We start from the raw sequence: 16,054 nt of genomic DNA, 5'->3' as shown, positions 1-16,054 counted from the left end.
CCGCATCGAGCTCTACACCGGTCCGTGGGCCGAGGCCTACGACGCCGGTACGCCGGACGCCGCACTGCCCGCGTTCGTCGCCACCGCCCACGCGGCACGCGCCGTCGGCCTCGGCGTCAATGCCGGCCACGATCTGAGCCAGGCGAACCTCGGGGCCTTCCTCGCGGCGCTGGACGGCATCGACGAGGTGTCGATCGGCCATGCGCTGATCGGTGAAGCGCTGTACGACGGACTGGACACGACGATCCGCCGTTATCTCGCGATCTGTGGGGCTGCCGCTCCGCTCTGAAGCCGGCTTCACCCGAAATCTGTCGGCTTTTGTTTCGGCCTCGCCTGCGGATGCCTGCAGATTGGAGCCGCGTACCGGTGGGAGCGCGCTCGCGATTCGGGATTTTCACGATCGCGACCAGAGTCGCGCCCACGAGCCGCATGCATCGGCCGGTGCCTCACCGCTCGCCGTCGAGACCGTCACTCCCGGTGAAACACAGACAAAAAAACGCCGCCCGAAGGCGGCGTTCAAATCATTGCATCGGACATCGGGGCGTGCTGCAGGCCCGCACCGATGTGGACTGCGATTTACTGACGCACGAAGCCGATCTTCTGCATCTGCGCGTTCTTGGCCTCGGCCAAGACCTTCGCCAGCACGCCGTAGTCGGCGTCGCCGCTCGTGTCGATCTCGAGCGTCGGCTGGTTGGTCGGATCGCGCTGGACTTCCGACTCCATCATGTTGCGCAGCGCCGAGACCGGCGTCGGGCTGTCGTTCCAGAAGATCTGGCCCGAGCCGTCGATGCGCAGCCGGATCGGCTCCGGCGGTTCCACCGGATTCTCCGGCGGCGTCGTCGAACGCTGCGGGAGATCGATGTCGATGGGGTAGGAGAGCTTGGGCGCGGTCACCATGAAGATGATCAGCAGCACCAGCATCACGTCGCAGAGCGGAATGATGTTGATGTCGGCCATCGGGCCTTCGCCACCGGATGAAAATGCCATGCGTGTTGCTCCGGTTACCTGACTTCGGTCGTCGCGACGAAGCCGACCTTGCGCATGCCCTGGGCCTGCGCGGTGTTGACCACGTCGTTGATCGTCCGGTACTTCGTGGTCTGATCACCACGGATGTTGACGGGCGGCTGCGGCGTTTTCTGGGCCTCGACCGAGAACGCGCTCTCCAGCAGCTGGAGGGTCACGGGCTCGTCATTGAGGAAGATGTCGCCGTTCTCGGTCACCGCCACGGTCAGCGGCGGCGGGCCCGGAGCATTCTCCGGGCGTTCGTCGAGGTCGGCTTCCGGCAGCTCGACCTGCACCTTGTGCGCCATCAGCGGCGCCGTGACCATGAAGATGATCAGCAGCACCAGCATGACGTCCACGAGCGGGACGATGTTGATCGTGGCGTTGACCTTGTCGTTGCCACCACCTGAGCTGAAAGCCATATCTGGACTCCGTTATCGCGACGAGTTGCGGACTGCTTAGACCTTGGCCGGAGCCGGCGTCTCGCCGACGCGCGAACCGGTGGCGAAGAAGTCGTGCAGGTCGTGCGCGAAGGTGTCGAGCTTGTTGTTCGTGCCGCGGTTCAGGCGGACGAAGAAGTTGTAGCCCAGCACCGCCGGGATCGCGACACCCAGACCGATCGCGGTCATGATCAGCGCCTCACCCACCGGGCCTGCCACTGCGCCGATGTCGGCCTGGCCGCTGGCACCGATGCGGATCAGGGCGCGGTAGATGCCCCACACCGTACCGAGCAGACCCACGAACGGCGCGGTTGCACCGACGGTGGCGAGCACGGTCAGACCGTCTTCGAGCTTCAGCGACTCGCGGGTCACGGCCTGGCGCAGGGCGCGGTCCACGAACTCCGAGCGGTTCAGCGACTCGACCAGACGCGAACCTTCATGACGCTGGTGGTGCGCGGCGGCCTGGGCGGCGTCGAGGGCGACCTTCGAGAAGGGCTCGCTCTTGGGCTGCTCTTCCATGTAACGGATCGCGTCCTGGGCGTTCTGGGTTTCCCAGAACGTGTTGATCACGCGGTCGGTGCTGCCCTTCAGGCGCGCGGCCTTGATGGCATTGAAGATGATCCAGAAGATCGACATGGCCGACATCGCGATCAGCACGATGAGCACGGTCCAGTTGACCGCGTCCATGTGCTCGATCATGTCGGCGAAGCCCATCTGCTGCAGGCCTGCAGCATTGGACACAGCGGCGTTAGTGGTTTCCTGCAGCATGACGCGTACCTTCTAGATGTAGTGGTATGAAGAGTGGAACGTTGACGCGGTTCTTGCGGACGCCCGTTCGGGCGCCGGTGTAATCGGTGTCGCGGACCAGAGCGATCAGCCCAGGTTGAAGTCGACCGGCACGCGCACGCGACCGGCAGCGGGCGCGCCGTTCTTCATCGCGGGTGCGAACGACCACTTGCGTGCCGCTTCGATCGCGGCGCGGTCGAGGTCGCGGTTGCGGCTGGACTTCTCGACCGACACGTTGGTGACGTTGCCGTTGGCGTCGACGTCGATGACCAAGATCACCGTGCCTTCGATCTGCGCGCGCGCGGCGGCAGGCGGATAGCGCGGGGGATTCATGTTCTTCGACGAGATGTCGACGCTGGCGCCGATGTCGGCGACCTGTGCGGGCGGCGACGGCGGGGCCGGCGGCGGGGCCGGGGTATCCATCGGCGACGGCTCGTCGAACACGACCGGCGGTGCTTCCGGCGGCGGCGGGACCGGCGTCGGACGCGGCGGCGTCAGTTCCTTGATCGGCGTCGGCTTCGGCGGCTCCGGCGGCGGCGGCGGCGGCGGGGGAGGCGGCGGCGGCGGCTCGATGATCACCACGCGCGTCGCGGCCTCTTCCTGCTGTGCGGCGTTCGGCGGATTGACCGGCGCGAGCAGCAGCATGACGGCGGCGGCGTGGAACGCGACCACCATCGTGAAGCCGGCGATACGGGCCCAGTTCAAGCCCTCGTCTTCGTCGTTCATGTCGGTCGTCGTCGAGCGTTGCGTCATGCGAAGAACTCTTGTAAGGCCGGGATGCAGGCCCCGGTCGGAAAGTTGATCCGCCACCCTGTCGGGCGGCGGGAACCCTGAAGCTTATACCAATCCAAGGCGCCTGCACCATCCATGGAACAGGCAACTTTTTCTTAACGGCCCGAGATGATGCGCTCCGCATCCGCGTTGGATTTCAGGCCCTTCGCGATCGCCTGGCGTGCCGCTTCCTTGGCCTCGTTCGCACGGCCTTCCTGGTGCAGCACGCGGGCGAGATTGAGATAGGTTTCGCCGTTCTCCGCGAGCGGTGCGGCCTTGCGCCATGCGGCGATCGCAGGCTCGACCTGGTCGGAGAAATAGTTCGCCTGACCGAGCGCGGCCATCGTGCGGTAGTCCTCCTTGAGGATGCCCTTCTGCAGGCCCTCGTTGATCACCGCGATCGCTTCGCGTTCCTTGTTCTCGCTGTTGAGATACAGCGCGTAGAGGTTGCGGTACTCGGTTTCCTCGGTGAGCTCACCTGCGGCGCGCAGACGCTCGAAGACTTCGATCGCCTTGTCGTTCTGGTCGGTCTGCAGGTACGACACCGCGAGATTCATCTGCGAGCGCTTGTCGCCCGGCGTGGCACTGGCGACCTGCTCGGCAAGACGCGTGGCCTCGGCGCTGTTGCCCGACTCGGCGTAGGACGCCATCAGGATCTGGGTCCACTGCGGATCGACCTCGCCACGCGCGTCGACGAGCGGCTTGAGCGTGGCGATCGCCTCCGGATACCGCTCGAGGCGGTACAGCATGTTGCCCTTGAGCGCCTGGTCCTTCGGGTCGGTGGAGCCGGACTCGGTGATGTAGCGGTCCAGCGACGCCAGCGCCTGCTCGTACTGCTCATCCTGCGCCTGCAGCTGCGCGATGATCAGCATGGCCTGGAAGTGGTTGTTGTTGTCGAGGCCGCCGGTGTCGATCGCCTGCTGCAGATAGGTCGTGGCGCGGGCGTTGTCTTCGTTGATGAGCATCTGGCCGGCGAGCAGGGCGGCCATCGACTTGTCGTACTCATTCGCGCGCTCGTTGGCGAGGATGCCGTCGGCCAGCGGCAAGCCCTTGGCGGCATCGCCGGCGTTGGCGGCTTCGGACAGCGCGTTGAGATCCTTCACCAGACGCTGGCTCGCCGACACGCCCGGTTCCTTGCGGCTCGAGGCCGGATACATGGCTTCGGCCTTCTGCGGCGCCTGGCGCGAACTGCGGCGCTCGTTGCGGTCCGCGCTGCGCGAGGAACGGTCGGCACGGCTGCTGCGCTCGCTTCCGCCGTCTTCCTGCGCGAAGGCGGCCGGCGCGGCGAACGCGAGCAGGGCGGTGGTCAGGGCGGCGGCCAGCACCTGCTGGGACATGCGGGACTTCGACATCGTTCACCTCGGTTGGCAATGGACCGCGACGTGTCGCGGGCCGGAGTCTGGATACGGCGATTATCGCCGGTTGGATGCAGCCGTGTATCCGGGCAACGCCGTGCTCAACCGCAACGAGGGCGTTTGCCGGCGGCCTGTGCCTGCTCGAAGACCGGCACCAGACTCGCGGCGCGCGTCTGCAGCTCGCTGATGCGGTTCTCGGGATTGGGGTGGGTCGACAACCACTGCGGCGGACGGTTGCCACCGCTGGCCGCGATCATGTTCTGCCACAGGCCCACGGCGGCGCGCGGATCGAAGCCCGCCTTGGCCATCAGGTCCTGGCCGACGACGTCGGCTTCGGTTTCCTGGGTGCGCGTGCCGGGCAGCAGGAAGGTCGCCTGCAGTGCGGCACCACCGAGCTGGTTGGCCGACTGCTGCGCGCCTTCTCCGTAGCGCGAGCCCAGAAGCGCGCCGGCGACGCCGAGCGCGCCTTGCGCACCCATCTGGCGGGTGATGCGCTCGTCGTGGTGGTTCGCGTAGACGTGACCGATCTCGTGCGCGATGACCGCCGCGAGCTGGTCCTGGTTCTGCGCGACCTTGAGGATGCCGGTATGCACGCCGACCTTGCCGCCCGGCAGCGCGAAGGCGTTCGGATTCTCGTCCACGAACACCACCGACTCCCAGTTGAGCTGCTGCCAGTTGGCCGGCAGCTCGCGGACGATGTCGGTGACGATGCAGCGTACGTAGGCTTGCTGGCGGGCGTCGGTCGAGGCCCGCATCTTCGACTTGGTTTCGGCGAAGGCCTGCTCGCCCATCTGGTTGAGCTGCGCCTGCGAGACGCCGCCCACGATCTGGGTGCGGCCCGTCGGCGACGTGGTGGTGGCACAACCGGCGAGCAGCACGGCAGCGGCGAGCGCCGCGATTGACGTCTTCATGGACGGGACTCCCCTGTTCAAGAACCGTCGTTGTAGTGCGGCGCGGATTAACGCGCCGTCAACCGCCACCTCCATACGGAGGCGCACGGTTGCGCGGCAAGCGTGGGTTCAGATGTCGAGATTGGCGACCTTGAGCGCGTTGTCGTCGATGAAGGCGCGGCGCGGTTCGACCACGTCGCCCATCAGCGTGCTGAAGATCTCGTCCGCAGCCACCGCATCCTCGATCCGCACCTGCAGCAGGCGACGTGTTTCCGGATTCACCGTGGTGTCCCAGAGCTGCTCGGGGTTCATTTCGCCCAGACCCTTGAAGCGCTGGATCTGGCGGCCGCGCTTGGCCTCTTCGAGCAGCCAGGCCTGCGCGTCGGCGAAGGTCTTCACCGGCTGGGCACGATTGCCGCGGACGATCTGCGCGCCATCGCGGATCAGCCCGTGCAACTGGCGTGCGGCCTCGCCGACCGAACGCAGTTCGCCCGTCTCCAGCGTCGCCAGCGGAACGAGCTGGGTCAGGTCCACGCCCATGTGGCGGCGATCGATGGTCAGCACCGCGCCACGCGATTCGGTGGCCGGCTGGACGCCGAAGCGATAGCGCGGACGGCCCAGGCCCTTCTGGTTGAGACGGCCCTCGAGCGCCTGCAGCGCCTCGGCGATCTCGGCTTCGGAACCGGTCAGCGGGGCGGCGTCGAGCAGCATTTCGATGACCGCCGGGTCGTAACGGTGCGCGTTGCGGGCGATGGTCTCCTTCGCCGCAGCGAAGTCGAGCAGCAGGCGCTCCAGCGCCATGCCTTCGATCGCCGGTTCACCGGCCGCCGGCACCAGCGAGGCCCCCTCGACGGCATTGCCGGCCAGGTAGGCGTCGAGCGCCGCGTCGTCCTTGATGTAGAGCTCGTTCTTGCCCTGCTTGATCTTGTACAGCGGCGGCAGGCCGATGTAGACGTGGCCGCGCTCGATCAGCTCGGGCATCTGCCGGTAGAAGAACGTCAGCAGCAGGGTGCGGATGTGGGAGCCGTCCACGTCCGCGTCGGTCATGATGATGATGCGGTGGTAGCGCAGCTTGTCGGGGTTGTACTCGTCCTTGCCGATGCCGGTGCCCAGCGCGGTGATCAGCGTGCCGACCTCGGCGCTGGCGAGCATGCGGTCGAAGCGCGCACGCTCGACGTTGAGGATCTTGCCGCGCAGCGGGAGCACCGCCTGGTTCTTGCGGTTGCGGCCCTGCTTGGCCGAGCCACCCGCCGAATCACCCTCGACGATGAAGAGTTCCGACAGCGCCGGGTCCTTCTCCTGGCAGTCGGCCAGCTTGCCCGGCAGACCGGCGATGTCGAGCGCGCCCTTGCGGCGGGTCAGGTCGCGGGCCTTGCGGGCCGCCTCGCGCGCACGCGCGGCATCGACGATCTTGCCGGCAATGACGCGGGCTTCGTTCGGGTTTTCCTGCAGGAACTCCTCGAGCCGCGCGCCGAAAGCGTTCTCGACGGCCGGGCGGACTTCGGAGCTGACGAGCTTTTCCTTGGTCTGCGAGGAGAAGCTCGGGTCGGGCACTTTCACCGACAGCACCGCGATCATGCCCTCGCGCATGTCGTCGCCGGTCAGGCTGATCTTGGCCTGCTTGGCGATGCCGTTCTGCTCGATGTAGTTGCTCAGCCCGCGGGTCAGCGCGCCGCGGAAACCGGCCAGGTGCGTGCCGCCGTCCTTCTGCGGGATGTTGTTGGTGAAGCAGTACATCGTCTCCTGGTAGGAGTCGGTCCACTGCAGCGCCACTTCGACGGTGATGCCGTTGTGCTCGCCGGTCACCGAGATCACGTTCGGGTGCAGCGGGTTCTTCAGCTGCGCCAGGTGCTCGACGAAGCTGCGGATACCGCCCTCGTAATGGAAGTCGTCGCGGCGGCCGTCGCCGCGCTCGTCGACCAGCACGATCTTGACGCCGGAATTGAGGAACGACAGCTCGCGCAGGCGGCGGGCCAGGATGTCGTAGTGGAATTCCACGTTGTTGTGGAAAGCCGTCACCGACGGCCAGAAGCGCAGCGTGGTGCCGCGCTTGGTGGTCGACTCGATCTGCGCCAGCGCGGTCGTCGCCGCGCCGTTGCTGTAGGTCTGGCGGTAGTGCGCGCCGGCCTGGAAGACGTCCAGCTGCAGCTTCTCCGACAGCGCGTTGACCACGCTGACGCCCACACCGTGCAGGCCGCCGGAGACCTTGTAGCTGTTGTCGTCGAACTTGCCGCCGGCATGCAGCACGGTCATCACGACCTCGGCCGCCGAGACCTCGCGGCCGAGCTTGGCGCTCATCTGGGCGTGCTTGCCGACCGGGATGCCGCGGCCGTTGTCGGACACCGACACCGAACCGTCGGCGTGGATGGTCACCGCCACATGGTCGGCGTGGCCGGCCAGGGCCTCGTCGATCGAGTTGTCCACGACCTCGAAGACCATGTGGTGCAGGCCGGTGCCGTCGTGCACGTCGCCGATGTACATGCCCGGGCGTTTGCGGACGGCCTCCAGGCCTTCCAGCGCGGTGATGCTGTTGGCGTCGTAGTTGCCGTTCGCCGGGGCGGGGGAACCGGTCTGGTTTTCGTCGCTCATTCGGTACCGTCAGCTGCAGCCCCCAGCGCGGCATCGGCAGGGCTGCCGGGCGCTGGAACGGGCGATAAGGTGTTGACCGATCATAACATCCGGGCGCGGCGCCGGCCTCCGGGTCTCGTCCCGGCGCGACTGTGTTCCACGTGAAACACGGCTGCGGAGGACTCAAGACAACGGCATGTTCCACGTGGAACATGCGGGTCTCAGTCTGGCCGGATCTCGCCGTGTTCCACGTGGAACGTCCGCGCGCCCTGCAACGGCGCTTCCGGCCAGTGTCCGGGCCGTTCGGTGCCGCTGATCAACACCTGGGATCCGGCCCGATGCAGCGACTCGAGCAATTGCGCCTGGTGGTGGCGGTCCAGTTCGGACGCCAGATCGTCCAGCGCAATGACCGGCCAGCGCCCACCGTGCCGGTTGGCGCAATCCTGGGCCTGGGCGAGCAGGCAACACAGCGCGGCCTGCTTGGCCTGACCGCGTGACAGCAGGGACTGCTCGGGGCGTCCATCGAAGCGGATCCGCCAGTCGGCGCGATGCGGACCTACACTGGTATGTCCCGCGGCGCGGTCGCGGTCGCGGGCGACGAGCAGGGCGTCCGCCAACGAAAGCTCGTTCCGACGCCAGCCGGGCAGGAACACCAGTTCCGGCACGCCGAGTGACGGCGCGATTTCCGCGGCCACACGCTGCACCGCGGTCTGCAGACGCGACAGGTACGCATCGCGTCGCGCATCGAGTGGCGCCGCCGCATCGCCGAGTTCCAGATCCCAAGCATCCAGCTGGCTGCCGCCAGCGCCCGCCTTCAGCAGGGCATTACGTTGTTTCAGCGCCCGGGCGTAGCGACGCCACTGCGGCAGGAAGTCCTGTTCCACGTGGAACAGCCCCCAGTCGAGGAACCGGCGCCTGACCTCGCTGCTTCCGGAAATCAGCGCATGGCTACCGGGTTCGAAGGTCACCACCATCAACGCAGCGCACAGTTCGCCGAGCTGCGGGACATCCTGGCCATCCAGACGTCCGGTCCAGTCCTGACCAGTGTGGCGCAACCCCGCCCGTCGAAGCCGCTCGGGGTGGAGGGGATCGTCGCGCCACTCGGCGTAGACCTCCAGCGCCGCACATCCGCTCTGGATCAGCCCATCGCGGACGCGACCGCGAAAACTGCGTCCGTAGGCCAGCAGATGCAGCGCCTCCAGCACGCTGGACTTCCCCGCGCCGTTGTCGCCCAACAGCAGGTTGAGCCCGGGCCCGGGCGCCAGCGAGACCCGCGACAGGTTACGGACATGGCGAAGGTCGAGACGGGTGAGCTGCACGGAGATCCTGGGCAAGCGGGGCCGGAACGGAAAACGCCCGGCGGGGCCGGGCGTCGTGTTCCACGTGAAACATGTGCGGGCGACGTGCGCCCAGTTTACCGGTGGTGTCAGAGACGCAGCGGCATCACCACGTGGCGGCTGCGCTCGTCCGCAGCTTCGCGAACCAGTGCCGACGAGTTCGCATCGCGCAGCTTGAGGATCACCTGTTCGCCCCGCAGGGCGGTCAGCGCGTCCAGCAGATAGTTCACGTTGAAGCCCACGGCCAGTTCGTCGACCTTGGTGTCGGCTTCGACCTCCTCGTGCGCCTCTTCCTGCTCGGGGTTGTGCGCGTTGATGCGCACCGTGCCCGGCGAGACTTCGAGCCGCACGCCGCGGTACTTCTCGTTCGAGAGAATCGCCACGCGCTGCAGCGCGGCGCGCAGCAGTTCGCGGTCGATCGTGACCTCGCGGTCGGCGCCGATCGGAATCACGGCTTCGTAATCGGGGAAACGGCCGTCGATCAGCTTGCTCGTGAAGGTCACATCGTCGCGCTTGACCCGCAGGTGGTTGCGGCCGAGTTCCAGTTCCAGGGTCTTGTCACCGCCTTCGAGCAGGCGCTGCAACTCGGTGACACCCTTGCGCGGCAGGATGATCTGGCGCTTGGTCTGGACCGGCGTTTCCAGCGTGGTCTCGCACAGCGCCAGACGATGGCCGTCGGTCGCCACACAACGCAGACGCGTGTCGCCCAGATCGAACAGCAGGCCGTTGAGGTAGTAGCGCACATCCTGCTGGGCCATCGCGAACGCGGTACGTTCGATCAGTTCCTTGAGCGCGGCTTCCGGGACCGCGATGCGGTCGGTCGCTTCCACTTCGTCGACCGACGGGAAGTCGCCCGCCGGCAGGCTCGACAACGAGAACCGGCTGCGACCGGCCTGCACGGTGATCTTGTCGCCCGACTGGGAGATCACGACCTTGCTGCCGTCCGGCAGCGCACGAACGATGTCGAACAGCTTGCGGGCCGGAATCGTGGTTTCGCCGTCCTGCGCATCCTCGACCGCGCGGCGCGACACCATTTCGACCTCGAGGTCGGTACCGGTCAGCGACAGCTGGCCGTCCTGCACCTGGACCAGCAGGTTGGCCAGCACGGGCAGGGTCTGGCGACGCTCGACGACATTGACGACCTGGGCCAGCGGCTTGAGCAGAGTTTCGCGTTGGAGACTGAAACGCATGTCGGTGTTATCCCCTTGTCCCGTGCTTTTATAAAAAGGATATAAATCTAAAGAAGGTGGAGCTGGGTAGAGCGAAAATCGGGTGATATCTACTGCAAGCCACTGAATCGCAAAGGTTTTATCGACGTCCAAACCCGGTGGATAGCGGCGGTTGGATGGGTGGATCAAGCTGTGGACAACTTTCGACCCCCTCGGTTGTCCACAGGTTCGCCATCCGGTGTCCCGAGGTTATCCCAACCCCCGCAACGCACAGCTTACTCGCTCAGTTTGCGGATCAACTTGTCCCAGTCTTCGCGCAGTTTGCCGTCGCTTTCGATCAACGTCCGGATCTGGCGGCAGGCGTGCAGCACCGTGGTGTGGTCCCGGCCGGCGAAGGCGTCGCCGATCTCCGGCAGGCTGTGTTCGGTCAGTTCCTTGGCCAGGGCCATGGCGACCTGACGGGGACGCGCCAGCGAGCGCGTGCGGCGCTTGGAGAGCAGGTCCTTGATCTGCAGGCCGTAGTAGTCGGCCACGACCTTCTGGATGTTGGCGATGCTGATCGCCTGCTGCTGCGCGCGCAGCAGGTCGCGCAGCGTCTCCTGGGCGAACTCGACGGTGATCGGGCGGCCCATGAAGTTGGCGCGTGCGGCCAGCGTGTTGAGCGCACCCTCGAGGTCGCGCACATTCGAATGCATCTTCTTGGCCAGCAGGAAGGCCACATCGTCGGGCACCTGGGTCCCGCGCTCGTGGGCCTTGGCCAGCACGATCGCCGCACGGGTTTCGAAGTCCGGCGGATCGATCGCCACCGACAGGCCCCAGGCCAGCCGCGACTTCAGGCGCGGCTCCAGGCCGTCCACCTCGCGCGGATAGCGGTCGCAGGTCATGATGATCTGCTGCTTGCTGTCGAACAGCGTATTGAAGGTGTGGAAGAACTCTTCCTGGGTACGGTCCTTGCCGGCGAAGAACTGGATGTCGTCGATCAGCAGCGCGTCGATCTGGCGGAACTGGCGCTTGAACTGGTCCGAGGTCTTCTCCTGGATCGAGCGGAAGAAGGCGCTGTAGAACTCTTCCGAACGCAGATACAGGATGCGCGCGCGCGGGTTCGCCTGGCGCATCGCATTGCCGGCCGCGAACATCAGATGGGTCTTGCCCAGGCCCGTGCCGCCGTAGAGCAGCAGCGGGTTGTGCGCGCGGTCGCCGGGCTTGAGCGCGGCCTGCCAGGCGGCGGCGCGGCCCATCTGGTTGCTGCGGCCCTCGACGAAGTTGTCGAAGGTGTAATGGCTGTCCATGTTGCCGGCGAAGGCTTCGATCGGCGCGGCGGGCACGGCGCGGCTCTCGACCGGTGCACCCGCGGCCGGCGCGACCGCCGGCGGCGCGGTCCGCGGCAGCGACCCGACCTGCAGGCTCACATCCTCGATGCCGGCGAAATGCTCGAGCAGTTCGCGGATGCGGGGCATGTAGCGCGCCTGCACTTCGTCGCGGACGAAGGCGTTCGGCGCGTAGAGCACGGTGGAACGGTCGTCGGCGCGGGCCTGCAAGGGCTTGAGCCAGGTGTGGACATCCTCGGCCGGAAATTCGGCTTCGAGGCGTTGAAGGCAGCGGGGCCAGGCATCCATCATGCGGCGGAATTCGACAAAGCGGGCGCCGCCACGCAGCTGCGCGGTCCGGTCGCCGGGAGAAGGGCACGCAGACTATCATGCGCACCCGTCGCGCCCCCGCAGCGCGGGCGCATGACGCTGTCGACCGTCACGCCGGCTTGACCGGCCCGCGGCGCAGCCGCTAGAATTTCCGGTTCCTTATTCGAACGTTGCCCGAAGGGCTCGATCATGGCTACCAAGCGCACCTACCAGCCCAGCAACCTCAAGCGCAAGCGCGACCACGGTTTCCGTGCCCGCATGGCGACCGCCGATGGCCGCAAGATTCTTGCCCGCCGTCGCGCCAAGGGCCGCAAGGTCCTCTCGGCCTGAAGCTCTCCGGGCCGGTGAGTCGCGCATCCGCGCTCGCCGCCCGTTCCGCAGCGCCGCTTCCATGACCGCCGGTGTCCGCTATCCGCGGCACGTGCGTGTGCGCGCGCGTGCGGATTTCGATCGCATCTTCGCCAGCGCGACGCGTACCGCGTCGCCGATGCTGGCCGTGCATCTGTTGTCCGAGGACGGCCCGCCGCGGCTGGGCCTGGCCGTGTCGCGCAAGGTCGACAAGCGCGCCGTCGGACGCAACCGCATCAAGCGCGTGCTGCGCGATGTCTTCCGCCTGCTGCAGCCGCGCCTCGCGCCCGGCAGCTACGTCGTCGTGGCCCGTCCGTCCGCCGCCCAAGCCGACAACGACGCGCTGCGCGCGGCATTTCTGAGCGTGCTCAAGCGCGCCCGCGCGTTGCCGCCGTCATCGACGGCCGGCACAATGCCCGCCTCCCCGATTCCATCCACGCCGGCCTCGCCCGGCGCATGAGCCTGCCCGCCTGATGAACCAGATCCGTACTTTCCTCATCCTCGCCTGGCTGATGGTGGCCGTGCTGCTGTGGATGGAATGGGGCAAGGAGAAGTCCGCTGCCGCCCAGCCGCAGACCAGCGCCGCGCAGGCCACGCCGTCGGTGACTGTGCCGGGCGCGACCGCCGGTAGTGCGGCCGTGCCGACCGCGCCGACCGATGCCGCGCCGGTCCCGCCGGCGCCGGGCGCCGCTGCAGTGGCCGGGACCGCCGCCGCGCCGCGTCAGGTCGTGGTTCAGACCGACGTGCTGCGTCTGGTGCTCGACGCCGGCAACGTCGTGCAGGCCGATCTGCTGGGCTATCCGCAGACGCGTGACGACGGCGCGCCGCCGGTGCGCATGTTCGACACCGACCCGCTGCACTACTACGCCGCCCAGAGCGGCTGGGTCAGCAGCAACAACAGTGCGCCGAGCCACGAAGGCCAGTTCGTGCCGGAAGGCAACGCCGCCACCGCGACGCTCGCCGAGGGCGAGACCACGCTGACCGTGCCCTTCGTGTGGACCGGCCCCGACGGCGTCACCATCCGCCGCAGCTTCATCCTGACCCGCGGCGACTACGCGGTCGAGGTGCGCGACGAGATCGCCAACACCGGCGCCGCCGCTTGGCAGGGCTTCCCGTATCGCCAGCTGATCCGTACCGCGCCGGCGGTCAAGCGCGGCATGACCAATCCCGAGTCCTACAGCCTGGTCGGTGCGACCTGGTTCGGCAGCGACATCGGCTACGGCCGCCGCCAGCTGGCTGACTTCGAAGGCGACGGCCGCCTCGATGCCAAGGACACCAATGTCTGGATCGCGATGGTCCAGCACCACTTCTTCAGTGCGTGGATCCCGCGCCCCGACGACGCCAGCACGATCTCGATGCAGGTCGACCGCAGCACCGGCGCGGCGCGTTACCTGATCCGCGAGTTCGGTGCGCCGATCGCCGTGGCCGCCGGCCAGCAGGCCTCGACGACCGCGCGTCTGTGGGTCGGTCCCAAGCAGGTCGACCTGATCCAGGCGCAGGGCGTGCGCGGTCTCGACCGCGTCGTCGACTACAGCCGCTTCTCGATCTTCGCGATGCTCGGCGAAGGCCTGTTCTGGGTGCTGGCCAAGCTGCACGGCCTGATCGGCAACTGGGGCTGGTCGATCATCGGCCTGGTGCTGCTGGTGAAGCTGGCGCTGTATCCGCTGTCGGTCGCGCAGTACAAGTCGATGGCGAAGATGCGCAAGTTCCAGCCGCGCATCGCCCAGCTCAAGGAGCGCTACGGCGACGACAAGCAGAAGTTCCAGATGGCGATGATGGAGCTCTACAAGAAGGAGAAGATCAACCCGATCGGCGGGTGCCTCCCGGTCCTGCTGCAGATGCCGGTGTTCTTCGCGCTGTACTGGGTGCTGCTCGAATCGGTGGAGCTGCGCCACGCGCCGTGGATGCTGTGGATCCAGGATCTGACCGCGCGCGATCCGTACTTCATCCTGCCGGTGCTCAACATCGCGATCATGTGGGCGACGCAGAAGCTCACGCCGATGGTCGGCATGGACCCCATGCAGCAGAAGATCATGCAGTTCATGCCGCTGGTGTTCGGCGCGATCATGATCTTCTTCCCGTCCGGTCTGGTGCTGTACTGGGTCACCAACGGCGGCCTGGGTCTGCTGCAGCAGTGGTGGATGATCAAGCGCTACAGCGAAGCGCCCGCGGCGCTGGCCAAGGACTGATCGCCGTCACCACGTGACAGCCACGAGCCCGCCGCATGGCGGGCTCGTGCGTTCGGGAGCCTCGACATGACGCAGTCCAACGAGACCATCGCCGCGATCGCCACCGCGCCCGGCGCGGGCGGTGTGGGCATCGTGCGACTGTCGGGCCCGGCCGCGCTGCCGATCGCGCGCACGCTGTGCGGCCGTCGCACGCTGCGTCCGCGCCACGCGCACTACGCACGTTTCTTCGACGCCGACGGCGCCGTGCTCGACGACGGGCTCGTACTCGCGTTTCCGGGGCCGGCCAGCTACACCGGCGAGGATGTCGTCGAACTGCAGGCGCACGGCAGCCCGGTCATGCTGCAGCAGCTACTCGCCCGCTGCCGCACGCTCGGCGCGCGGCTCGCGCGACCCGGCGAGTTCAGCGAGCGCGCCTTCCTCAACGGCCGGCTCGATCTGGCCCAGGCCGAAGCCGTCGCCGATCTGATCGCTGCCGGCGACGATCGCGCCGCACGGGCCGCGCGACGTGCGCTCGACGGCGTGTTCTCCGATCGCTGTGACGCGCTCGCCGCCGAACTGCTGCATCTGCGCGTCTACATCGAGGCGATGATCGATTTCTCCGACGAGCCGATCGACGCGCTCGGTGGCGACGAGATCGCGCGGCGACTGGACGCACTCGCGAGGTCGTTGTCGCAGCTGCTGGCCGAGGCCGACCAGGGCCGGCGCCTGCGCGATGGCCTGCACGCGGTGATCGTCGGGCCGCCGAATGCCGGCAAGAGTTCGCTGCTCAACGCGTTGGCCGGCGTGGACCGCGCCATCGTCACCGACATCGCCGGCACCACGCGCGACCTCCTGCACGAGACGCTGCGCATCGGCGGCGTCGAACTGACCCTGGTCGACACCGCGGGCTTGCGCAGCGAAGGCGATGCGATCGAGCGCGAGGGCATGCGCCGTGCGCGCGCCGAACTGCAGCGCGCCGACCTTGCGCTGGTCGTGCTCGACGGGCGCGATGTCGCGGCCGGCTGGGCCCAGGTGGAGGACGCGATCGCGGGCGTCGCCGATCGCATCGTCGTGCACAACAAGGCCGACCTGCAGGCGGCGTCGACCACCGCGGGGGACGCGCTGCAGGTGTCGGCGCGTACCGGATTCGGCCTCGATGCCCTGCGCGCCGCGCTGCAGTCGCGACTCGGTGGCGACACGCTTGCCGGCGAGGGCACGTTCACCGCGCGGCAGCGGCACGTCGATGCGCTGCGTGACGCCGCCGATGCGGTCGACGACGCACGCGGTACGCTGGCCGCGCAGCACCTCGAACTCGCCGCCGAGTCCCTGCGCATCGCCCACGATGCGGTCGGCGCGATCACCGGCCGCACCCTGCCCGACGACCTGCTCGGGCACATCTTCTCGAGTTTCTGCATCGGCAAGTAGGTGTCGGCCCCGGCCCGCGAACAGGCGGCATCGACGGCGATCGGGACGCCAAGATTCGTGATCGCATCGACAGGCCGCGATCACGACGGCGCCGCAAGCATTGACAAATCGACGCCGCTGACGCGTTGTACGCATCTTGCGGACATGCATCCTTGGGG

15 protein-coding genes are annotated in these 16,054 nt (G+C 67.6%); 5 read left to right on the top strand and 10 right to left on the bottom strand.

The window, feature by feature from the left end; all coding sequences use genetic code 11:
- Positions 1-289 (top strand): pyridoxine 5'-phosphate synthase (locus tag E2F49_RS11995; protein WP_165971225.1); only part of this gene is annotated, 289 nt, incomplete at its 5' end.
- A gap of 287 nt (positions 290-576) precedes the next feature.
- Here the strand turns inward: E2F49_RS11995 and E2F49_RS11990 are convergent.
- The 10 genes from E2F49_RS11990 to dnaA form a co-directional block, all read right to left on the bottom strand.
- Positions 577-987, bottom strand: a complete 411-nt coding sequence (locus E2F49_RS11990) for an ExbD/TolR family protein (protein ID WP_055250692.1) — start codon at positions 985-987, stop codon at positions 577-579.
- A 14-nt stretch (positions 988-1,001) separates the two neighbouring features.
- On the bottom strand, positions 1,002-1,424 hold the full coding sequence (locus E2F49_RS11985; RefSeq protein WP_055250693.1) for an ExbD/TolR family protein: 423 nt from the start codon (positions 1,422-1,424) through the stop codon (positions 1,002-1,004).
- Between the two features lie 36 nt (positions 1,425-1,460).
- Positions 1,461-2,210, bottom strand: a complete 750-nt coding sequence (locus E2F49_RS11980; protein WP_055250695.1) for a MotA/TolQ/ExbB proton channel family protein — start codon at positions 2,208-2,210, stop codon at positions 1,461-1,463.
- A 105-nt stretch (positions 2,211-2,315) separates the two neighbouring features.
- Positions 2,316-2,981, bottom strand: coding sequence for an energy transducer TonB (locus E2F49_RS11975; protein WP_055250697.1), 666 nt, complete (start codon positions 2,979-2,981; stop codon positions 2,316-2,318).
- Positions 2,982-3,115: 134 nt separating this feature from the next.
- On the bottom strand, positions 3,116-4,351 hold the full coding sequence (locus E2F49_RS11970) for a tetratricopeptide repeat protein (protein WP_243713578.1): 1,236 nt from the start codon (positions 4,349-4,351) through the stop codon (positions 3,116-3,118).
- A gap of 104 nt (positions 4,352-4,455) precedes the next feature.
- Positions 4,456-5,265: a M48 family metallopeptidase gene (locus E2F49_RS11965; RefSeq protein ID WP_133394085.1), complete on the bottom strand. Its 810-nt coding sequence runs from the start codon at positions 5,263-5,265 to the stop codon at positions 4,456-4,458.
- Positions 5,266-5,373: 108 nt separating this feature from the next.
- Positions 5,374-7,833, bottom strand: coding sequence for a DNA topoisomerase (ATP-hydrolyzing) subunit B (gyrB, locus tag E2F49_RS11960; RefSeq protein WP_133394084.1), 2,460 nt, complete (start codon positions 7,831-7,833; stop codon positions 5,374-5,376).
- Between the two features lie 200 nt (positions 7,834-8,033).
- On the bottom strand, positions 8,034-9,131 hold the full coding sequence (gene recF / locus E2F49_RS11955) for a DNA replication/repair protein RecF (protein ID WP_133394083.1): 1,098 nt from the start codon (positions 9,129-9,131) through the stop codon (positions 8,034-8,036).
- A 107-nt stretch (positions 9,132-9,238) separates the two neighbouring features.
- Positions 9,239-10,339 carry a DNA polymerase III subunit beta gene (dnaN, locus tag E2F49_RS11950; protein ID WP_133394082.1) on the bottom strand — a complete coding sequence of 367 codons (1,101 nt, stop codon included), beginning with the start codon at positions 10,337-10,339 and terminating at the stop codon, positions 9,239-9,241.
- 254 nt (positions 10,340-10,593) lie between these two features.
- Positions 10,594-11,934 (bottom strand): chromosomal replication initiator protein DnaA, encoded by a 1,341-nt coding sequence (dnaA, locus tag E2F49_RS11945; protein WP_055251994.1) that lies wholly within the window; start codon positions 11,932-11,934, stop codon positions 10,594-10,596.
- A 210-nt stretch (positions 11,935-12,144) separates the two neighbouring features.
- Between dnaA and rpmH the strand changes: the two genes are divergently transcribed.
- The 4 genes from rpmH (at position 12,145) to mnmE (ending at position 15,896) form a co-directional block, all read left to right on the top strand.
- Complete coding sequence (gene rpmH / locus E2F49_RS11940) at positions 12,145-12,285, top strand: 50S ribosomal protein L34 (protein ID WP_047138036.1); 141 nt, start codon at positions 12,145-12,147, stop codon at positions 12,283-12,285.
- Between the two features lie 61 nt (positions 12,286-12,346).
- On the top strand, positions 12,347-12,763 hold the full coding sequence (gene rnpA, locus E2F49_RS11935) for a ribonuclease P protein component (protein WP_133394081.1): 417 nt from the start codon (positions 12,347-12,349) through the stop codon (positions 12,761-12,763).
- Positions 12,764-12,776: 13 nt separating this feature from the next.
- The gene (gene yidC / locus E2F49_RS11930; protein WP_055250711.1) at positions 12,777-14,492 is read left to right on the top strand and encodes a membrane protein insertase YidC; all 1,716 of its coding nucleotides are present in this window, start codon (positions 12,777-12,779) and stop codon (positions 14,490-14,492) included.
- Between the two features lie 66 nt (positions 14,493-14,558).
- Positions 14,559-15,896, top strand: a complete 1,338-nt coding sequence (gene mnmE, locus E2F49_RS11925; protein ID WP_133394080.1) for a tRNA uridine-5-carboxymethylaminomethyl(34) synthesis GTPase MnmE — start codon at positions 14,559-14,561, stop codon at positions 15,894-15,896.
- Positions 15,897-16,054 lie beyond the last annotated feature (158 nt).

This window comes from Luteimonas terrae (genome assembly GCF_004358165.1).
Lineage (GTDB): Bacteria > Pseudomonadota > Gammaproteobacteria > Xanthomonadales > Xanthomonadaceae > Luteimonas > Luteimonas terrae.
This window is presented reverse-complemented; position numbering and strand designations above follow the sequence as displayed.